15 protein-coding genes and 1 pseudogene are annotated in these 21,772 nt (G+C 57.5%); 5 read left to right on the plus strand and 11 right to left on the minus strand.

All coding sequences use genetic code 11. The features are described 5' to 3' along the window. Positions 1–1,409: hypothetical protein (locus tag AABO57_14375; protein ID MEK6286922.1), on the plus strand; the 1,409-nt coding region annotated here is incomplete at its 5' end. 135 nt (positions 1,410–1,544) lie between these two features. Then, the gene (locus tag AABO57_14380; protein ID MEK6286923.1) at positions 1,545–2,003 is read left to right on the plus strand and encodes a universal stress protein; all 459 of its coding nucleotides are present in this window, start codon (positions 1,545–1,547) and stop codon (positions 2,001–2,003) included. A gap of 116 nt (positions 2,004–2,119) precedes the next feature. Here AABO57_14380 and AABO57_14385 read toward each other — a convergent pair whose 3' ends face one another. The 9 genes and pseudogenes from AABO57_14385 to AABO57_14425 all read right to left on the minus strand — a co-directional run bounded on the left by AABO57_14385 (position 2,120) and on the right by AABO57_14425 (position 13,328). Further along, positions 2,120–4,546, minus strand: coding sequence for an ABC transporter permease (locus tag AABO57_14385; GenBank protein MEK6286924.1), 2,427 nt, complete (start codon positions 4,544–4,546; stop codon positions 2,120–2,122). Between the two features lie 142 nt (positions 4,547–4,688). Further along, positions 4,689–5,036 (minus strand): annotated as a pseudogene (locus tag AABO57_14390) (four helix bundle protein). Beyond that, positions 5,029–7,461: an ABC transporter permease gene (locus AABO57_14395; GenBank protein ID MEK6286925.1), complete on the minus strand. Its 2,433-nt coding sequence runs from the start codon at positions 7,459–7,461 to the stop codon at positions 5,029–5,031. The pseudogene AABO57_14390 and the gene AABO57_14395 overlap by 8 nt, the downstream one beginning before the upstream one ends. Positions 7,462–7,616: 155 nt before the next feature. Next, entirely contained in the window at positions 7,617–10,124 is a 2,508-nt protein-coding gene (locus AABO57_14400; GenBank protein MEK6286926.1) for an ABC transporter permease, read from the minus strand. Between the two features lie 312 nt (positions 10,125–10,436). Then, complete coding sequence (locus AABO57_14405; protein ID MEK6286927.1) at positions 10,437–10,898, minus strand: hypothetical protein; 462 nt, start codon at positions 10,896–10,898, stop codon at positions 10,437–10,439. Between the two features lie 90 nt (positions 10,899–10,988). Further along, positions 10,989–11,810 carry an isocitrate lyase/phosphoenolpyruvate mutase family protein gene (locus AABO57_14410; GenBank protein ID MEK6286928.1) on the minus strand — a complete coding sequence of 274 codons (822 nt, stop codon included), beginning with the start codon at positions 11,808–11,810 and terminating at the stop codon, positions 10,989–10,991. 24 nt (positions 11,811–11,834) lie between these two features. After that, entirely contained in the window at positions 11,835–12,221 is a 387-nt protein-coding gene (locus AABO57_14415) for a type II toxin-antitoxin system death-on-curing family toxin (protein ID MEK6286929.1), read from the minus strand. Then, on the minus strand, positions 12,221–12,418 hold the full coding sequence (locus tag AABO57_14420; protein ID MEK6286930.1) for a DNA-binding protein: 198 nt from the start codon (positions 12,416–12,418) through the stop codon (positions 12,221–12,223). The genes AABO57_14415 and AABO57_14420 overlap by 1 nt, the downstream gene beginning before the upstream one ends. Before the next feature lie 46 nt (positions 12,419–12,464). Beyond that, a complete protein-coding gene (locus AABO57_14425; GenBank protein ID MEK6286931.1) occupies positions 12,465–13,328 on the minus strand; it encodes an enoyl-CoA hydratase in 864 nt (287 codons plus the stop codon). A 228-nt stretch (positions 13,329–13,556) separates the two neighbouring features. Between AABO57_14425 and AABO57_14430 the strand changes: the two genes are divergently transcribed. Further along, positions 13,557–16,619, plus strand: coding sequence for a tetratricopeptide repeat protein (locus AABO57_14430; GenBank protein MEK6286932.1), 3,063 nt, complete (start codon positions 13,557–13,559; stop codon positions 16,617–16,619). Positions 16,620–16,696: 77 nt separating this feature from the next. Here the strand turns inward: AABO57_14430 and AABO57_14435 are convergent, their stop codons facing one another. Next, a complete protein-coding gene (locus tag AABO57_14435; protein ID MEK6286933.1) occupies positions 16,697–18,088 on the minus strand; it encodes a hypothetical protein in 1,392 nt (463 codons plus the stop codon). Between the two features lie 141 nt (positions 18,089–18,229). After that, a complete protein-coding gene (locus tag AABO57_14440) occupies positions 18,230–18,529 on the minus strand; it encodes a hypothetical protein (GenBank protein MEK6286934.1) in 300 nt (99 codons plus the stop codon). Positions 18,530–18,797: 268 nt separating this feature from the next. Here AABO57_14440 and AABO57_14445 point away from each other — a divergent pair, with 268 nt between their 5' ends. Together AABO57_14445 and AABO57_14450 are read left to right on the plus strand one after the other, a co-directional pair. Then, positions 18,798–20,000 (plus strand): hypothetical protein, encoded by a 1,203-nt coding sequence (locus AABO57_14445; protein MEK6286935.1) that lies wholly within the window; start codon positions 18,798–18,800, stop codon positions 19,998–20,000. Between the two features lie 352 nt (positions 20,001–20,352). After that, the gene (locus tag AABO57_14450; GenBank protein ID MEK6286936.1) at positions 20,353–21,753 is read left to right on the plus strand and encodes a hypothetical protein; all 1,401 of its coding nucleotides are present in this window, start codon (positions 20,353–20,355) and stop codon (positions 21,751–21,753) included. Positions 21,754–21,772 lie beyond the last annotated feature (19 nt).

Below are 21,772 nucleotides of genomic sequence, written 5' to 3' on the forward strand. Positions count from 1 at the left end.
TGCCTGCCTCTTCTAGCGCAACGCAAAGCAGGCAGGGATGCCTGCGCTCCCAGGTTGAACCCGCTCGGACCTTGATGCCACACCCAGCCATTTTCAAATCGATCGTCAAGCCAATCGCGGCAGCATTTGCGTTCATTCAGGGCGCGGGCGCGGCTGCGTGGACCTTTCCATCGGTGCTAGGCTCGGCGATGCTGATCGCCTGGGCCGCCGAAGCCGCGCAGTTTCTGATCTCGCAAGGGCTCGCTCTTGCAATGCTGGCGTGGCTTCAGACGTTGCCGGAGTTCGCCATCGAAGCGGTCATCGCCTGGCAAGCCGGACTTGTTGCCGGCGATCCCAATATCACTCCCTCGGTGAAGCTACACGCGACCTCTTTGATGACCGCGAACCTGACGGGGAGCTTGCGTCTCCTGGTTGGGCTCGGCTGGCCGATGATCTACGCCACCGCTGCGATCTTTTATCGCAGACAGAGCAAGAAGCGGCTCAGAGAAATCAAGCTCGAACGCGAGCACGCGATCGAGATAGTCTTCCTGCTCGTGGCTATCGCTTATTTCGCGGTGATCTGGCTTAAGGGCACGCTTAGCTGGGTTGATACAATAGTCTTGTCGGTGATCTACTTCGTCTATCTCTACTTTCTCAAGAAGATTCCGCCTCAGTCAGAAGAGAGGATCGAAGACCTGGATCGCATCCCGCGATTCATCCTGCGCCAGCGCCGGCCGCTTCGAAACGCGATGATCGGGGCGATGTTCGCGGGGGGCGGGTTGATTCTGTACTTCGCGGCGCACCCGTTTCTTGAGAGCCTGAAAGCTATTGCCATCGGGCTCGGGATTTCGACGTTCGTCTTTGTTCAGTGGGTCGCGCCTTTCTTGTCGGAGTTCCCCGAAAAAGTTTCCGCGTTCAACTGGGCGCGGCGGGTGACCAGCGCGCCGATGGCCTTGATGAATATGGTCAGCTCGAACATCAACCAATGGACGATGCTTGCTGCGATGCTTCCGATCGCATACGGGTTTGCGCTCGGCCGCGCGGATACAATTGATTTCGATTCGCATCAAGAGCTCGAGGTACTGATGACAATAGGACAGTCGCTGCTTGGCGCATTGTTTCTGGCGAACATGAAATTCACCTGGTGGGAAGCGGCGCTGCTATTCACCCTTTGGGCCGCTCAGTTCGTGCTTTCAGGATTCGAAAAGCCTATCGATCCGGCGATGCCTGACAACAACTTCGCGGTGCACGTCGCCGGATGGCTATCGATCTCAGCCGATCAGGTCCAAGGCTTCGCCCACCACGGTAAGGAAGTTATTACCGCTTTGTATTTTCTCTGGACGGGCGTCATCATTGCTATCGCGGTCAAGAGCCGAAGCCAGTTTGAAGCGTTTGCTGTTTTTCCAAAGCTGATGCGAGAGCATTGGTAGAGTGATGCGTGAAGAGTGATGCGTGATGCGTGACCGGATGGATGCTGATGAACGCGCACTTCCACCTCGTCCGGTCACGCATCACGCATCACGCATCACGTTTCACTCTTCACGCATCAATCCGGGGTCACAGTCATGATCAAGACCATCCTTGTGCCAACCGATTTCAGCGAGCACGCCCAGAGAGCCTTTGAAAGAGCGTCCGATCTGGCTCGGCAGCTCGACGCGAAACTCTACTTGTTGCACGTTCAAACAGGAAGCGACTTAAGGATCGCAGTCAGAGAGGGCTTGCTCGCCGGAACTTCCACTGACGAAGAGGTTCATAAAGCCGTGGAGCAGTTAACCGAGCAGCGCTTCTCCACGTTGTGCGGAGCCGACCCTTCACAACTCCCGATTGAACACACTTGCCGGCGAGGCGAGCCGGGCGCGGTGATTGTAGCTTACGCGAAGGAGATTGGCGCCGACCTGGTAGTAGTTGGAAGGCGCGGCGCGGGTTTGCTCGAAGAGATGCGCGAAGCAGTCATCGGGTCTGTTACTGAAAATGTTATCAAGAAATCCCCGTGCCCGGTTATGGTTGTCAGACGCGAACACTAGCCCGAACGGAGAAGATCGAGGATCGAAGATCGCGATCCTCCGTCCTCTATCCTCGATCCTCTATCCTCGATCCTCTATCCTCGATCCTCTATCCTCGATCCTCAACGCCCGGCATCTCATTCGCACCGGAGCGCGACCATCGGGTCGACCTTCGTTGCTTTGCGCGTGGGTACATAACACGCCACCATCGCGACGGTACCCAGCAACACCGAGATTCCCACAAAGGTGAGCGGATCGGTCGAAGTGACCCCGTACAGAATCTGCGCCATCGCCCGGGTCATCGCAAAGGCGCCTGCAAGTCCGATGACGATGCCGATGAGAGTTAGCGTCAATCCCTGGGTGATGACCAGCCTAAAAATATCTCGAGCCTGGGCGCCCAACGCGATGCGAATGCCGATCTCGTGAGTGCGCTGGGAGACGGCGTAGCTCATCACCGCGTAGATGCCTACCCCCGCAAGCACGAGCGCAAGCAGCGCGAAGACCGCCATCATCGACGACGCCAATCGCTTGGGCGACATTCGAAAAGCGATTACTTGCTCCATCGGTTGGACGTTGAAGACTGGCAGCGTCTTATCGAGCGCGCTCACTTCACCACGCACTGCAGAAGTGAGTTGCGCCGGGTCAGAGGCGCTGCGAATCACCAGGGATATCGAGCGCCATACCTCCTGCGTGTAAGGGGCGTAAATCTGCGCCTCGAGTTTGTCATCGAAGTCTGCATTCATCACATTGGCCGTCACGCCGATGATCGACACTGCCGGACCGCGGGGTTGTGCGAACTGCTGTCCGATGGGATCCTGGCCGGGCAGGAACTCGTTCACGAACGCTTCGTTGACCAACGCGACGCGCGGTGAATCGCCGCGATCCTGGCTGGTCAAGTTACGGCCTTTGATGAGCCGGGTACCGATGGCTTCGAAATAGCCGGGCGTAACCGGAGTGTACAGGACGTTTGGTTGCTTACCTTGCGGAAAAACGGTCTGCCCGATTCGCTCGATGCCATGGCTGTTGTTGAACCCGCCCATAGGCAGATTGCCAACCCCACCGACGCGCGTCACACCGGGCAACGCTTCGATGCGATCCAGAAGCTGGTTGTAGAAGCTGAGTCGCGTCTCGACCTTACCGTATTTTTCATTTGGCAGCGAAACTTCCATAGTCAGGACGTTTGTCGGCTTGACGCCGAGGTCCGATCGTAGCAATTCGACGAAGCTGCGAATCATCAACCCTGCGCCGATCAGCAGCACCAGCGACAACGCGACCTCCGCAACCACCAAAATGTTGCGCGCGCGATTGTGCGACGCCTTGCCCGATGAGCCTTTGCCGCCTTCTTTCAAAGCTTCGTTGAAATTCGTCTTGGTGGATTGCATCGCCGGAACCAGCCCGAAGAGCAGGCCGGTTAACACCGACACGATGAGCGTGAAGACGAACACTGTTCGATTGATGACAAGGTTATGCCAGCCGGGGATGAACTTGGAAAAATCGTCGGGGATGGCGCGTGAGAGCGCTCCTACGCCCCAGACCGAAACCAGCAATCCGAGCGCGCCGCCGGCCAGACTTAGAAGCAAACTCTCGGTGAGCAACTGGCGAACGAGCCGCCACCGGCTCGCGCCCATTGCCAATCGAATCGCGATCTCTTTCTGCCGGGATGCACCGCGCACAAGCAACAGATTTGCGACGTTGGCGCACGCGATCAGCAGTACGAAGCCGACAGCGGCCAGCATCACCGGCGCGTACATGCGCGAGCCGCGCGTTGCGTCTTCCGTCATTGAAAGGACGTTGACGCTTCGTCCGGCGTTGGTTTCCGGAAACTGCTCGGCCGCGCGCGCCGCAATCCCCTTGAGGTCTTCGCGAGCTTGTTCGCTGGTCACGCCCGGCTTGAGCAAGCCCATCACTTGCAGATAATGATCGCCGCGGTTGGTCAGGTCTTTTGCGTCGAAGACGATGGGCGCCCACATCTCGCCGCCGTTGAACGGATAGTTGAACTGCGGCGGCATCACGCCGATCACGGTGAAGTTCTTGCCGTTGACCCGGATGGTTTGGTTGACTATGTTCGGGTCCGCGCCGAAGCGGCGCTGCCAGAGATTGTGCTTCAGAACGACGACTTGTTGCTTGCCCGCCTGGCCTTCATCGGGCGCGAACGTGCGGCCATACATCGCCCGGACACCGAGCGCGTCGAAAAAGCTCGCCGACACGAGGTAACCCAAGAACCGCTCCGTCTCGTCGAGCTCGGTCAGATCGAAGTAGCGCTGGCTGATGGCAACAACCTGTTCGAAGGTTTGATTCTGCTCACGCCAGTCGTTGACGTTGGCTGGCGCAACCGAGCCGCGTTTGAAGCCAAGTTGCGGGTTGGCTTCCCAAAGCATCAGCAGCCGGTCCTGATTCGGAAAAGAAAACGGATGAAACAGCGTCGCATCCATAGCGCTGAACGTGGTCGTGTTGGCGGCGATGCCAAGCGTGATCGCAAGCAGAGCCACTGCTGTGAACCCGGGACTGCGCAGCAGCATTCGGATTCCAAAGCGGACGTCTTTGATGACAGTTTCCATAATCATATTTTCGATTTCCGATTGGCGATTGCCGATTGCTTCCGGCGCGCTGCTGAGATCCGCGAGGCCGCCATGATTGCGACCAGTTCGTTAGCGTCCTAAGCAAGGGCTCGACCTTGCCGGCGGGGAGAAGGCTTCCCCCGATGATCAATTCCATCCAAAAGGCGCTCTCATCAGCTTCTTCTTCTACGACCCCAATCTTGGCAATGAACTCCGCCCGCGATCGACCCCGACAGCAAGCTCGGTAGTTAGATCCGACTCCAGTGCCGCTGCGCACGAGTTGGTTGCCAATCGCCCGTCCTGAAACGGTCTTTGGAAGAGCCTCAACCAAACTCATAACTCTCAATGCAAATCTTTTTGTTCTCGCTTTCAGCTCGGCCTTATTCATTATGTTTCCGATTTCCGAGTGGCGATTGCGGATTGCTTGTTCACCTTCAGCGTGAAATCGGCAATCGCAAATCGGCAATCGGAAATCGGAAATCAATGTATCACTCATACCTGAGCGCGACCATCGGATCAACCTTTGCGGCTCTGCGCGCCGGCATGAAACAGGCTGCCAGAGCCACAACCGTCAGCAGCACCGCAGTGACAACGAATGTGATCGGATCGGTCGCGGTGACCCCGAACAAGAAGCTCGACAACAAGCGGGTCAGCCCGATCGCCCCGCCCAGCCCGATCGCGATCCCGATCACCGCGGGCAACATGCCCTGAGCAACAACCAGCTTCACTACATCCCCTGAACTTGCGCCCAACGCTACGCGAATCCCGATCTCGCGGGTGCGCTGCACCACCGAGTAAGCTACGACGCCATAGATGCCGATCACCGCCAGCACTAATCCTATCACTGCGAACAACCCGAGCAACGCGGTGTTGAACCGATCCTGCGCCAGCGACAGCGAAACGATCTGTTCAAGCGATTGAATATTGGTCACCGGCAGCAACGGATCGACGTTAAGCATCTCCCGCTTCACGGTAGACGTCAGAGTCAGCGGATCGATAGCCGTGCGTAAGGCGAACTTCATCGTCACATACTGGCGGGCTACCAGCAATACCTTGTCGGGCACTTGCGCCAACGGCACAAACACCGCGGCAGGAGCGGGCGAGCTTAGCCCGAATTGTTTCAAGTCGCCGACCACTCCAATAACCTGGCACGATCGGCCGTTCGCAGCGGAGCGTTGAACGATTAACCGCTGACCGAGCGGGTCGGCTTCCTTGAACACCTGACGCGCATATGTCTCGTTGACGATCGCCACCGGCTCCGAACCGGCCATGTCCGTCTCGGCGAACTCGCGTCCTCGTTTGATCGCCATCCGCATAACCTGGAAGTATTCGGGCGTGATCATGCGGTACTCGGTTGAGCGCTCTGAATTTGGGCGCCCCTCGACCTCGACCGTCAGATTGAGCCAGCGGCTCAGGGGCAAATTGCTGGTGACCGCAGCGGCCTCAACACCGGGTATCGCCTTGAGCCGTTCGAGCGACCGCTGGACATAGTCGGTGTGCTTGGCCGTCGTTTTGTATTGCTCGCCATTTGGCGCGACCTCGAAAGTCAGCACGTTGCGCGGATCGAAGCCGGGGTCAACGCCGCGCAAGCTGGCGAAGGTGCGAATCAATAAGCCGGCGCCGATCAGTAACACGAGCGCGAGCGCAATTTCCGACATCACCAACGCGCTGCGAACTCGCCCGCGATCATCGCCAATCGCTCCTTTTCCTCCACCCTGCTTGAGCGAGTGGTTGACGTCGACTCGAGCTGCTTTGATCGCCGGCGCCAACGCGAACACCAGACCGGTGAGCACCGATGCGCCGAACGCGAAGCCCAGCACTCGCCAGTCGAAACCGATTTCACCGGTCCGCGGAATCAGATCCGCCGGTATGAAAGCCGCGATCATCTCTACTCCCCATTGAGCCAGGAGCAACCCCGCAAGTCCGCCAACAAGCGCGAGCACGACGCCTTCGGTCAGCAACTGCCGCGCGATCCGAGACCAACTTGCGCCAAGCGCCTGACGCACAGCCATCTCCGAACCGCGTCCGGCAGCTTGCGCCAGTTGTAGATTGGCGACGTTGGCGCACGCGATCAAAAGCACAAAGCCAACCGCGCCCAACATGATCAGCAACAGCGGGCGCGCCTCAGCAGTCAGGCTTGCAAGATAGGGCTCGACTCCAATGCCGTCTTCCTGACGCCAGAGCATCTTTGGATACGCTTCGCCGAACCTGTCAAAGACCCCTTTCATATCTGCGACGGCTTGCTCTTGCGACACGCCCGGCTTGAGTCGCGCCAGCACGGTGTAGTTGTGCCCCTCCTCGCCGCTCGCTGGATTCGTCCGCATCGGGAACAGCAGGGCTGCCTGTGCGCCGTAGCGAAAGCTCGGCGGCATGATGCCGATGGCGGTGTAATCTTTGCCGTTGATCAAAACAGTCTTGCCGACCACCACCGGATCAGCGCCGAAACGCCTCCGCCATAAACCGTCGCTGAGAATAACCACTTGTTCGCCGTTGGGCGAATCTTCCTGTTCGGTGAAGTCGCGCCCGATAACCGGATGCACGCCAAGCACGCGGAAGAAATCAGCCGAGACCTTCACGCCGCTTACGAACTCCGGTTCATTCCCGCCCGACAAGTTCACGCCCGAGCCCATTCCGGTTGTCGCGGCGACGCCCTCGAATGACCGGCTGTGATCTCGCCAGAACACAAATTTCGGTTCGCTCGCGGCTGAAAGGGCCGACCCGGCCCTGGTGGGCGATAAAGCCATGATCCGGCCGGGTTCTGAATACGCCAGAGGACGCAACAGCACCGCGTTGACTACCGAGAAGATTGCCGTGGTCGCGCCGATGCCGAGCGCGAGCGTCGCAACGGCGATCAAGGTAAAGCCCGGCCGCTTGAGCAGCATCCTGAATCCATATCGCACGTCTTGCAACAAGGTTTCCATGATTCACCTTTTCTCAGGGTTCCGGGTTCAAGGTTCAGGGTTCCGGGTTCAGAGTTCAGAGTTCCGGGTCCACGGTTCTACGTTCTGACACTCGTCGAAGCTGATAAATAAAACGTCAACCCTGAACCCGGAACTCTGAACCCTGAACCTAGTTACTATTCACATCTGAGCGCCGCAAGCGGATCAATGCTTGCGGCCTTGCGCGCGGGGAGATAACCCCCAAGCAGAGTCGCCGCACTCAACAGCACCCCGGCTCCAACAAATACAATTGGGTCGCCGGCCTTCACGCCAAACAGCAGCGATTCCGTCAACCGGCCAAGCCCGTAAGCGGCTGGCAACCCGACCACAAGTCCCACCAAAGCCAGCACGACGACTTCTCTTAAGATGAGCCACGACACAATTCCCCGAGTCGCTCCCAGCGCCATGCGAATGCCGATTTCGCGGGTGCGCCGCGTCACCGTGTAGGCCATCACGCCGTACAGTCCGATTGAGGCAAGCAACGCCGCCAGCAGCGCAAAGCACAGCGAAAGAAACGTCAGGAACTTGTCGGCGAACAGCGATTCGTCTATTTGCCGTTCGAGCGTCTTTAGATCGAACACGGGCAGATTGCCGTCCAGTCGTTGCACTTCGCGCCTCAATCCCGCGGACACAGCACCGAGCTCCTGCCTGGTCTTCACGTAAAAAGTGATATTCCCAACCGTCTTGAACTGGGAGTAGGGCAGATAAACGAAAGGTCCCACCTTGTCGCGAACGGTGGCGTGCTTGTTGTCCTTCACCACGCCTACGATTTCGATATCCGGACGAACCTTGTCGCCCGCGCCGAAGGTAAAATGCGCGCCCATGGGGCTTCGATTGTCGAAGAAGCGCCGGGCCATGGATTCGTTGATGATCGCGACCTTCGAACTGCTCGTTGTGTCCGCCAATCCAAATTCGCGCCCTGCCAGAAGCGGAATCCCCATCGTGGAAAAGTAGCCGGGCCCGATCCAGTTCTGGTGGGCTTCCATCTCTTCTTCGTCCTGTGCCTGGTATCCTTCAACGGTGATGTTGGCGGACGAATTGCTGTTGGTGAACACGGGTATCACAGCTTCGCCAACAGACTCGACGCCCGGCTGTGATATCAGATTCTGGTGAAGCTGATCCAAAAATGCGATGGTGCGTTGCGGCGTATAACCATTCAGTTCGGGAGCGATTGAGAAGGCGACGAGATGATCGGCGCGCAGTCCGAGGTCGAGATGCTGGAGGTTGTTGAGACTCCTCGCAAACAGCCCCGCGCCCACCAGCAGCACCGTAGTCAGCACAACCTGCGAAACGACCAGCCCCTTGCGGAAACGCACCTGCGAGAGCCCGCCGGAAACGCTGGACCCTTGCTCGCGCAGCGTGCTTTCGAGGTTCAACCGCGTCGCCTTCATCGCCGGCATTAGCCCGAACAACAGCCCGGTCAAAACCGAAAGAGCGATGGTGAAGATGAGCAGCCGAAGATCGAGACTTGATGAGAGGCCAACCGCCCCGGTGCTTTCCGGAATAGCTCCAACCAGCAAGCTGATTGTCCACGAGGCGACCAGCAGCCCGGCTCCTCCTCCGATCACGGACAGCGTGAGACTCTCGACGAGAAACTGCCGCACCAGCCGCCAGCGACCCGCGCCTACCGCCATGCGTATGGCAATCTCTCGCTGCCGCGCAGCGCCACGAGCCATCAAGAGGTTCGCTACATTGGCGCAAGCGATCAACAACACCAGCCCTACCATGCCCATCAGCACAAGGAGAGGTTCCTTCGCATCACGCTGCAGAATCGGCCTGCCTCTCGAGCCAGGATCCAACAACATTCGCCTCTCAAGAAAGCGTTGCTGCATCTCCGAGGAAAACCTTCCCATCAGCGGAAGTTCTTCTTCGAGTATCTGGCGGTAGACCGGAGCGAGTGCATCCTCGCCCTGTGCAGGCGAAAGTCCCGGCTTCAACCTACCAATGATTGCGAGCCAAAAGTCCTTGTGGTCATTCAGCCCGTCCCAGTTCGGCGTCATCTGGGCTTTCATTGTTATGGGAATAAAAAGGTCAGGCGTTTGGCCGACCTGCACTCCGTCGAAACCGGAGCGCGCCACTCCGACGACAGTCATCAATGTTCCGTTTACGATAAGCGTCTTGTTGAGAATACCCGGGTTGGCTCCAAAGTGGCGGGTCCAGTAGCCGTGACTCAGGACGATGACCTGACCTTCGCCGGCAACGCGATCATCGTCCTGGGTGAATACGCGCCCAAGCGCAGGGCGAACCCCCAGAACGTCGAAATAGTTTCCTGATACCAGCTCGCCGTTGGCGCGTTCCGTCTGGCCTTCGCCCGCAACGCTCAGAGAAACCGCGAATCGCGCCAGCAGCCCCGCGAAGACGTTGTTTTTATCCCGCAGCTCTTTGTACAGCGGATATGAGAGTGAGGCGGCCCCATCGCCATCGCTCGACACTCGTCCCTGTTTTGGTCCGGGTGAGCGAAGCACAACCAACTCTTCCGGTTTCTCGACCGGCAAAAGCCGCAAGAGTATTTGATCGGCCAACGAGAATATCGCCGTGTTAGCGCCCAACCCGAGCGCCAGCGTCACAACGGACACGATCGTGAAGCCTGGATTCTTAAGCATCACTCGCAGCCCATAGCGAAGATCTTGCAAGAAATTGTGCATAGCCTCTCCCGGTTTTAATCGTGTCAGTCAAATCGGTTTGGCAAACCGTAGAAGCGCTCGCGATTCACTTTCGTTAGTGAGAGCCGAAACGCCCAGGTTGCACCAAAAACCGTATGCCTTCACTACCAAACGCCGTGCCACCCCGCCAGCAAAAAAGGGCCGCTCGGAACTCGACATGACAAAGTCCTTCCTGATGGTCTTGCTCCAGCCGTGTGCGATTATGGGATGGACATTCTCAAAATCAAAAAGCTCCCCTTCCCGTCGGCGGCCCACGGCCCCCAAACCAGCAGGTTCGCTCTGCGATTGAATTTCCTACTGAGCGTAGCTCGATCTAAGCTTGACGCCCCAGCGTCCGTTTTCTTTTGTCAGGATGTACAGCGATTCATATGTGCCGATTTTGCTCCCGTCGGCGCGATATCGCGTGAACTTCGTATCGACGTGAACCTTATCCCGAGACGCATGAATGATGCGCCGGCGATCCCACTTGCTGTGGTGCCAATCGCTGCCTGCTGAGGCCCAGACCCGCGCCGCATCCTGCATCCCGGGCCGCTCCAGTACTGTCATCTTGCCGCTGGCAAGACGATAGTGTGGGAAACTAAAGGTGCCCTCCCAGCCAGCGAGATCCTTTCGATTCCACGCGCTCATATAATCGTCCAGTACCTTTGTGACTTCAGCTTCGATCTGATGATCTGGACGATTCGTTTCATTCTGATGAGCGTAACCGGCTCCGGTCATCAGCCCGATGATTAGCGAGATGCTCATGATGGTTTTCATTCGGTGACCTCTCTTGAACGTGTGTGCGCTGGATTATGTCTCTTGGTGTTAGTTGTCGAATCTTCACAGGATTCTGTGTGTACCTGAGGTTCACTCTTCGAACATCAAGCTGATATCCCGAAAGCTCACGATTCCCTCGCCGAAAGTGAACGTTCCGTGATCTCGCATTTCTTCAGCAGCTCTCAGAAACGCGCCAAGCGCGACTCGAGAGAGCACGCTGCCGACGCTGATGCGCCTCACTCCGATCTCCGAGAGCTCGGCGAGACTTAGTTGAAAGCCTGCGAGTCCCATCAACACATTCACCGGGCGATCGACGGAACTGACTACCGCGGCGATATCTTCCTTGCTCGCAAGTCCCGGCGCATAGAGAACATCCGCACCCGCCTCCTGATATGCCTGAAGCCGCTTGATCGTGTCGTTCAGATCGCGCCTTCCGAACAGGTAGTTTTCTGCGCGTCCCGTTAACGTGAAAGGAAACGGAAGAGCGCGGGCGGCCTCCGCGGCGGCGCGGACGCGGTCAGCCGCCCGTTCCAGCTCATAGATAGGAACATCCCGGCGCGTCGTGGAATCTTCGATCGATCCGCCGACAAGCCCCGCCGCAGCGCCAAGCCTGATGGTTTCCGCGGCCGTTTCGGGATCATCCCCAAAGCCGTTCTCGAGGTCAGCGCTCACTGGCAGATCCGTTGCCGCGGCGATATCGCGCACGTGAGCAATCATTTTGTCGCGGCCGACGGTGTTGTCCCGCTGCCCGATGGAGAACGCGTAACCGGCACTGGTGGTCGCCAGGGCCTCAAAGCCCAGATGCGCAAGGAGCCGCGCCGTGCCAATATCCCACGGATTCGGAATGATGAACGCGCTGTCCCGTTCGTGAAGCGCGCGAAAATTGATTCCTTTTTCTTCTTGAGTTCGCATGATTTCTTCCTTCGAGCGACCGTCTCAGGAGAGCGCCGCCAAATGCTGCTCGATCCAATCCGTCAGTTCCGCTCGCGACAGTTCGCCGCCCGCGACTTTCATAAACACGGTTTCCTGTTCATCAATTTCGGCCTCGACCTCGAGGCCGTTTATTACGAGAAATACTTCCATTGCCGCGTGACCAATACGTTTGTTGCCGTCGTTGAATGGATGATTCTGAACCAATGAGTGAGCAAGCGCCCCGGCTTTCGCGGCCGGAGTTCGATACAGATCGACGCCATCGAAGGTCATCATCGGCTGTGCTACAGCAGATTCAAGGGCGTTCAGATCACGCAGGCCAGCGGCCCCGCCAGATTGAGAAATGACGAGGCGATGCAAATCCATCACCTGCTCGAGTGTCAGGTAGCGCATCAGGCAAGACGCCGATAGAGTTCGGCATTTTTGTTTAGAACATAGCTGGCTGCAGCAACAAAATCCTGGTCAAGTCGCACCAACATCTCCTCGACGCTGATCTGCGCAAGAGACTCCGGCGTAATACCTAACTTCTCGGCTGCCTCCTGGAGCTTGGAAGCAGTCTGATCGGGCAACTCGACTTCCAAAGTGTGCATAGCGCTACTCTACCGTACCGCGCCGACGCGTTCAACGTACGAGCCACTATGAATTCTCGATCTTGGCAGACAACATCTTCGCGACTTCGGGCGGCAGGCCAGTCGGATCAACCAACATATCGTAGAGCTTCAACCAGTGCGTGTGCGCAAGCTGATGCAACGCGAACGAAGTCTGCATTGCTTGCACGCGACCCTGCGCGTCTTCAGCTACATTCACTGCCTCTTTTGTCAGCTTGAGAGCAAAGAGCGATTTCGTTGTGATCTTCCTGGCCATCTCAATTGCGGCGTCTTGGAGCTTGTCGCGCGGAACGATCTGGTTGACCATACCGAGTTGTTTCGCCTCCGCTGCCGAAAACCAATCCGAAGTGAACAGCAGCTCTTTAGCTTTCCGCGCGCCCAGTTCCCAGGGGTGAGCGAAGAACTCGACGCCGCCGATGCCGAAGCTGACAACCGGATCGCAAAACTGCGCGTCGTCACTGGCGATGATGATGTCACACGGCCAGATCAACATGAGACCGCCGGCAACTACCTTGCCCTGGACCGCCGCGATAGTTGGCTTGGGAATGTTGCGCCAACGTTCGCAGAAGCCGAGGTAGATCTCCTTCTCGCGCGCCATCTGGGCTTCAGCGCCGGCACAGGTGAAGCCGCACCAGGTGCCAACTGTGCCGAATTCAGACATCTTCTGATAAGAGTCCCGTTCACGGAGATCATGGCCCGAAGAAAAATGCGGCCCGTTCGCCGCGATGATAATGACTTTGATGTTGTCGTCCTGCGCGGCAATATCGAAGGCGTCGTTCAGCTCGTAGAGCATTCTGGTGTCTTGAGAGTTTCGGGTTTCGGGTCGGTTCAACACGATACGAGCGATGTGCTCGGCTGGGTTCTCATACAGGATGGTCTCGAAATCGGTCATAGAGCCTCCAAAATCTCACTAGAGTCGAGAGCATGGTTCATCTATTGCTCCGTTCTTAACAGCGTCTTCGATCAAATTCAGCTCAATGATTGATCACGCTACCGATTTGCACGTCAATCGTCAATGGGGTCCTCCTACGCGCGGGTTGATGCCACCAGTGGCGTCCTGATTGAAAGCAAGAACCTTTAGGATTAAACTGGGCCAGCTTCTGGACCCTGAGGAAGGCTGATGGTCTCAGAGACAATCTCGCATTACCGGATCATTAAGACAATCGGCGCAGGCGGGATGGGCGAAGTCTATCTCGCCGACGACACAAGGCTGCGCCGTAAGGTAGCCCTTAAACTCTTGTCCTCTGATGTAACTCAAAAGCCAAATCTCTTGCACCGCTTCGAGCAAGAAGCTCAAGCCGCATCAGCACTCAATCATCCAAACATCCTGACAATCTATGAGTTTGGCGAAGAGAAGGGCACGCACTTCATCGCTACGGAATTCGTAGATGGCGAGACGCTGCACAAGAGAATAGCTCGCTCTCAGATGAGCATTCGCGAGGTGCTGGATGTAGCTGTGCAGACAGCCAGTGCATTAGCGGCAGCGCACGCAGCAGGAATAATCCATCGCGACATCAAGCCGGAAAACATAATGCTGCGATCTGATGGCTACGTGAAGGTGTTGGATTTCGGGTTGGCTAAGCTAATGCAGCGGGAGAAAGTGACGACGACAGAAACCGAAGTCCCGACGATGATGAACACAGCGCCCGGCCTGGTGCTCGGCACCGTCTGTTACATGTCACCAGAGCAAGCCAGCGGTCTTATGGATGTGGATGGGCGCTCTGACATCTGGAGTCTCGGCGTGGTGATCTATGAGATGCTCGCGGGCCGTGTGCCATTTGGATTTGAGGGGGCCACACCCACTCAAGTCATCTCACTTATTATCCAAAAGCAGGCCCCGCCGGTCAGTCAGTTCGCACCTGTGGTCCCCGAAGAGCTGAGTGGGATAGTCATGAAAGCTCTCGAGAACAAGAAAGAGGATCGTTACCAGAGGGCGGAGGATATGCTGGGCGATTTGCGGCGTCTGAGTAGGCAATTAGAGCGCGACTCCGAAGACGGGCTGACGGTGACGCTAGACTCAGCCGGCCGCGGAACGTCTCCGCAGCGTAGCGTGCCCACTCAGTCCGCAGCATCGCAGCATTCAAGCGCACTGATGATGCTATCGGATGTGATTCGCCGGCCACGTCTCTCGGTCGGCTCTTCTATTCTTGCTATAACGGTGACGGGACTGATCGTCTGGGCTGCCCTGTACTGGTGGCGACCTTCCCCGCATCAACCAACGGCTGAAGCGCGTTTCTGGTATGAGAAGGGAGAGCACGCGTTACGAGACGGCACCTACTATCAGGCGAGCAAGGCGCTTGAGCGAGCCGTCGAGCTGGATGACAAATTCGCACTCGCACACGCGCGATTGGCCGACGCATACGCAGAGATAGACTACACCGACAAGGCGAAAGATGAGTTGTTAGCCGCGTCATCGCTGGTGCCAGATCGATCCGCGCTTCCGAAGACCGACGCAAAATACCTGGATGCCATCGCGGCAACCGTAAGGCGCGAGTTCCCCGCCGCCATCGAGCACTACCGCACGATCGCGGAGCAAGCGACGGACTCGGAGAAACCGAACGCGTATGTGGACCTGGGCCGCGCGTACGAAAAGAATGAGAACATCGAGAATGCGATCGCGAGCTACCTTGAAGCGTCGAAGCGCGATCAGCAATCAGCAACGGCCCTCCTGCGGTTGGCAATCCTCTACGGCCGGCAACAGAATTTGAAAGAGGCCACAGAAGCATTCAATAAAGCCGAAGCGATCTATCAGGCTTTGAGCAATCTGGAAGGGGTCACGGAGGTGGTCTACCAGCGCGGCGTCCTCCTGAACAAAATAGACAAGCTGGCCGAGGCGCGCGTGCAATTGGACAGAGCCCTGGAAATAGCGCGGACCACTTCCAACAAGTATCAGGAGATAAAAACGCTATTGCAATTGAGCAGCGTCTCTTACAGCGGAGGAGATACCGCGCGAGCCAAACAGCAAGCAATGGAAGCGATAAATCTGGCGCAAGCCAACAACATCGAGGACCTTGCGACAAACGGGTTGATTGAGCTCGGCATTACATTTTTGCTTCGTGGCGAACAAGCGGATGCGGAGAAATATTTCAAACAGGCGCTTGACTTTGCGCAGAGGAGAAAGGCGCGTCGTAGCGAGGCGAGGGCTTTGATGATGCTAGGAAGCTTGAATCAGCAACGGCGCAATGCCGACGAAACAATACGCTACGCGGAACAAGCGCTCGCTTTTTATCAGCCGGGAGGGTATCGCAAAGAGACATCGCAAGGCCTTATCTTGCTGGGACGCGCCAATCAACAAAAGGGAGACTATGCGGCTGCACTCCAGATTTTCGAACAACAGCTTCAAGTTGCCAACGAACTAGGCGACCCATCGCAGGTAGCTTCTTCGCAGTTGAGTATTGGCCTCTTGCTTATGGAACAACAGCAGTACCCGGCGGCGCTTCCCCACTTCGATGAGAGTTACAAGATCGATGAGTCACTGGGGGCAAAACAAAGGATAGGAGTTGACCTGCTCAACCGCGGCACCTTGCTGTGGCTTTTGGGACGTTACCAGGAAGCGCGGGCCGCTCTTGATCAGGCGTTTTCCATAGCAGACCGCCCTGAGTCCGGCTATAAGCGATTGTTGGCAGGCGTGTACCTGTCATATGCCCAGATGGCGCTGAGTGAGCGGCGCTTTCCGGAAGCCAAGGCAAAGGCTCAACAAGCCTCCGAGGTAGCGGGTACGCAATTCGAGGAGTTAGCCCTTCAGTCCAGATATACAATTGGCTTAGCCCACGTACTTTCCGGTGCCCCTCAAGCAGGCAGGCCGCTGTGTGAGCAAGCAGTGGCAATGGCGAAAGAGAAGAGCAATCCCGGACTGCTTGCCAATGCGCTGCTTGCGCTTGCGGAGGTAATGCTCAAAGCCGGCGACGCCCAGAACGCATCAACGACGGCGCTGCAGGCGCAAGCGACGTTCGCGCGTTCAGGACGAAGAGACTCCGAGTGGCATGCGTGGTTGATTGCGGCACGCGCAAGCCAGCTCGCAGGCAACGAGCCGGTGATGCGTGATTACGCATCGCGTGCCGCCGGGTTGCTCTCAGAGCTTCAACAGAAATGGGGGCCGGAAGCATATGGCAGCTATTTGAGCAGACCGGATATTCAGTCCTGCCGTCAGCAGATAGACCAAATACTTGCGAAGAGCAAATGAACGGGCACCCACCTCAAACGAGAGACTTACATCATTCCGAATTGCAGAATTGATGGCTGCTCTGAAGTTGCCGCGCATCACTTTCGAACTCCGTCCTCATCGATCCCTGAATAGGCACCGGCCGGCCGCAAGCCGAGCCACGCGTCCCAACTCGGGGTCAGGAACAACTCGGCGTAGATCCTCTCATTCAAGCTCGCAACGTCGGAACTCACAGCTCCGCTCGCGAGCCACCGGTGAATCCGAGCGCGAAACACATACTCATTGCGAACGGTGTCTTCGGCAACCGCACGCTCAAGAGACGTGACTGCCGCTTGAAGCGAGGCGCCGGACAGCGATGGGTCTTTGAACAACATCAACGCGCGCGTCGCCTGATCCAAAGTCGCGTCCTCGGCGTGCAACCCGGCAATCATCGACCAGCCAGCGTCGCTTCCAATTGAGTCCAGCGACTTCGGATTGTCCGACATGCTGCGGAGTATGGGCCGCTCAACCATCACAGATTTGGAGATCGCAGCGGCGGCTGCCCTCTGAGCGCTCGGCGGGCTTGAACCGGCGCTCGCGGGTTTAGGAATCTCGCGCGACGGCGCCACTCGAAGGCCGGCTCGCTTCACGTCGATGAGCCACGCATTCTCTAATTCGACTAGTCGCGAGTCGTGATATCGACGCAGCGCGGAGTTGCCCTTGTCATCTGCTCGGAGCGCAGCCAGGCTCGCCGCGACCGAGGATGCGCGAACCAGCTCGCGCAAGAACGCTACCGGGCCGTAGAGACCGGGCAGCGCGTCGATCACGCGGCCATCGGAGTCGAGCACGTAGTGAATGCTGTTGCCGGTGAGCGTCCGTTCCATCTTGCGCCCGTCGCCAAAATCGATCGTCACTCGAGGGACCGGCCGCACCGATTGCCAGTGCAGAACGTAGCGTTCACGCAAGAGCTTGGACACCCGTTCGTTTGCATAGAGCGTGATTCGAAAGAGGCGGCTATTGGCGCAACTCAAATCTTCGTCCAATCTCCCGAGCAGTCGCAACGAGAGGATGGGCTTGCCTTGCGCTCGCGCGGCAGACTTAGCTTGCTCGAGGTCTGTGTACCAGTAAAGCCGCGACGCGTAGCAATCCTTCTGTTGGCAAATCGAGTCAAGCGCCGCCAGCACTTGATTGTTTTGCGCCGGCCGCAAGCGATCGCGCGAGTCGCCGGGTGTGTAAATCGCCGCTTCGATCTCGGGGCGATTCGCTTCAAGAAAGGCGCGCAATCCTTCAGGCCCCATCGATCGCAGCTCGGCAATAGCATTCGCTGATTCCCCTTTGTGAGCGGCTAGTGCTCGTCGCGCGATTGATTCCATCGAGTGCTTGGTTGATGAATCGGCCAGCGGCGTTGGTGGATCAGGCAGCGCTGTTGGTGAAAAGGCCAGCGCGGTGCTCGACATCGAAAGGGCAACGACCATCGCCAACAAGTTTTTTGGCAACGAGTGTCTTGGCATAAATTCTCTCCGATTGCGAATTGGGGTACGGGCGGGCAGTCGAATCTGCAAACGCGACCACGTCCGGCTTGTTCCGGTTTCTTAGCTTGTGGCTCCGATGTGTGAATCAGGCGGACAACATCGTCGGGACATGGGAACCATTCACCGCTGATTAGCATAGACGCGTGCCATCTTTTCTTTAGGGATGTATAGCACGAAGCTGCCTTGATCCCCAGGATGAGCAGCGGCTGCCAGCGCACGGGCCTCCTCAGACCTGTCATCGGCGAACACTTGCTCGCCAGCCACACAAATGAATTTACCCCGATACTTCTCGTAGACTTCCGTGGCGTGAGTTCGAAGCCAGGCAACGTTTCGATCAAGCTCCGCACGGCGAATCCGCGCCTTAGATACCTCTGCCGGATCGGTCACTTCTTCCATCACAATTGCTGAAGTTCTCTCCACGTCAACCCCCGAACCACAAGTGCATCAGAACCTTCGAAACGGAATCTCGCCGGACCCTTTTTGTGTGCGATGACTCCTCTACCCTACCTTTCATGCAATGAGTCGTCAACGCTACGCCGAGCCGGTCCAGCCGCTGTTCGTCTTTGCGCAGAGATGTAGGCTCGTTCGGCAAAACCGCTTGTAAAAAAGAAACCTAAATTCCCGGATCATCGCTTATAATGCCCGGCGAAGGCTTGGCAGACAAATCACCAAAGAAGGAGAGTCCCGGATGAAACCAACCAAGGCAGTGGGTATTTCTGTACTTATCTTGCTGGGGTTTCTGGTCGCCGCTACTAACCGCGTAGCTGCCCAGGGGACCAATCCTCAGTCCACCTCGAGCGACGGCCCCGTAGTCACAGCATACGGAGGAAACCTCGAGCTGGATGACATAGTTTGGGTTGAGGTCCAGCACCTCTCCGACTGGGCGGAAAAGAACGATGCCTCGAAACTCGTTCCGTATTTGAACGGCCGTGCGATTCGTGGGAACTATCCCGAAGAGATTCACACCGCAAAGAACCAACTCCAATTTCATTTACGGATCACACCTGAGAATAAAGCCGTCTGGGTCGATTTGCTGGGCGCACCGCAAGACATTCGCAAAGCGGTATCCCTTAGTGTGGGGCTGGAAGGTCAGTCGCCGTTCGATTCGGTCTTCGAGAATACCCCAGTCACCCTTACCGTGATTTCAGCCTGGTACGGGGTCGTCGCGTCGATCGTGGTTCTGGCGACGCTGGTACTACTGCTCTGGCTGGCGCGAACTACCAACCTCATCCGTGAGCCGGGCCCGGCGCCGGTCAGTGGAAAGCTCAGGCCTTACAATCTGGGCCGCACTCAGATGGCATTCTGGTTCTTCCTGATCGACGCATCGTACGTGGTCATCTGGCTGATTACCGCGTCGCTCGATACGATCACGCCGTCGCTGCTCGGGCTTATGGGGATTAGCGCCGGCACCGCTTTGAGCGAGGCCCTGATCGATTCCGGCAAGGACGCCGCGAAGACCGGGCAATTGCAGCAGCTCACTGCCGAGAAGCACGCGCTGGAGCAGAGCATCCCCGAGCTTCAGTCGCACGCCGCGGCCATTAACGCGAAGACCACAATGTCGCCGGATGATCTTACCAACCGCGACAGCTTGAACAGACAAATCCAGGAGAGCCGGACGAGACTTGCCCAGCTCGATCAGCAAATCAGGGCGCTCAACCCGCAAGCCTCAGCGGGCGCCTCCATAGGCTTTCTGCGAGACATTCTCGGCGACTCGAGCGGGTATAGCTTCCATCGTTTTCAGATTTTCGCCTGGACCATTGTGCTGGGGATTATTTTTGTCTCCTCGGTATACAACGGGCTGACCATGCCGGAGTTCAGCACGACGTTGCTTGGGTTGATGGGGATCAGCTCCGGGACCTACATCGGTTTCAAATTCCCTGAACAGAAGTAAGCCGAGCGCAAGGGGTCGATCCACCGGAGCGGGGATGACGGCGAGCCTATCCCGGTTTTAGGAGTCCCCGACCCGCAAGCGTGATTTTACTAGCATTCGGCGGCGCACTGTGATATATACCGCGCGTCACTCAAGCGGCTCGCACGATTTGCCGCCGGGATCTTCGGCAGGTCCGCCGAAGAAGCAGTGACAAACAATCAACAAAGCAGTTCGGGGAAACCGGTTCAAAGGATGCAGAAGCGGACGGAGGAACCGAAATCTGAGAGGGGCCTTTCAGGTAGTTGGTGACGTGGTTATCCCGCCGAAAGTAGGAATGACATCTACTTCAGTTCGGCATAACAATGGAGGAGCAATGAGCCATTCTCGAAATAAGTGGTGGTTGCTAATAGCCGGAACTTTGATAACTCTCGCATTCGCCTCGGTCCTGGTCGGTCAATCCAGCCGCGCGACCGGCGCGGCGGGCCTGGCTTTTCGAAACAGCGTGGACAAGCCGCCTCCCAACTGGCGCGGTCCCACCTTCAAGTTGAGCCACAACTACCCGCGGACAAAACCCAAATGCGAAGCTCCGTGGCTCAAGCGCCAGGTCTCGTTCACCTCTCCGAATCCGAAATGGGAGGATTGGGAAGGCTACGTGCAGGACATAATAGACTACGTCAAACAGGACCAAGTCTTTACCGATGGCTGGAACGTGGACGTCAAGGGTCAAACTCGCTGGTACCACGTGCCCTGGATGGCGTATGACGGCGAGCGAGGACGCGAGTTCGTGCACGGGTTGACCAATGAACTCTCCACCGCGCTCTCGAAGTTCATAGCGTTGGGCCGCGGAACCGGCAAGCACACTCTTCCCGGGGCGAAGCCCACGCCTCTTTTTGAAACGTGGTCCGTAGGCATGTACAACCCCTGCGGCGGGTGGTCGATAGGAAAGGTGTTTCCGCCGTCGGGCGAGCCAGCCACCTATGCGGAATCGGGCAAGAATTTCGCGCGGGGAATGCCGTTTCCTGAAGGCACGGTGGTCGTAAAGATTCTTAATACCACTGCAACCGAAAACGACGTCCCCTACTTGAAAGGCTCCACCACATGGAAGGCAAACGGCCACAAACAACACACGCCGACTGAATACTCTACTTGCGAGCGGCAGGTGCGAGACGTCCACCTGGTCCAGGTCGATCTAGCAGTCGTTGACAGCCGCTCTCCTACCCGTTGGGTGTACTCCACGCTAGCCTATGACGGCAGGGACTACGACGACAGCAAAAAAGGCGAGTCTATCTGGCGCCGGCTGCGGCCACTGGGCGTGCAATGGGGCAACGATCCAAAAAGCTTCCCCGCCGTCCCCGAGTCGCAAAGCCGGCCGCTGCAGGAGACGGTGCTTGCGCCCATCAATATATTCGAGCACTACGGCTGCCAGAAACGGCTGGCCGGCACGGTGGATCAGTCCAACTCGAGCTGCGTGAGCTGCCACATGGGCGCCTATGCCGCGCCGCCGCCCTACCTCAATCTCCAAGGGCAAACTGTACCGCCGATCTTCAACTTCTGCGGTATGTGCACGCAATACAATCCAGCGAACGCTCAGTACTTCTCGGACTACACGTATCCAGCTACATTCCCCGGAAATCAGTTCACGAGCGCGATTCCGCTCGATTCGTCCCTGCAACTGGCGGTGGCGTTCGCTCAGTATGCGACCTACAAGAATTCGCACGCGCTGCCGCTCGCATGTCCGGATGCCAGAAGCTCTCGCAGTTCCGATAGGCGCTAGTTTTTTCGAAAGGGACCAT

The organism is Acidobacteriota bacterium (genome assembly GCA_038040445.1).
Classification (GTDB): Bacteria; Acidobacteriota; Blastocatellia; order UBA7656; family UBA7656; genus Onstottus_A; species Onstottus_A frigus.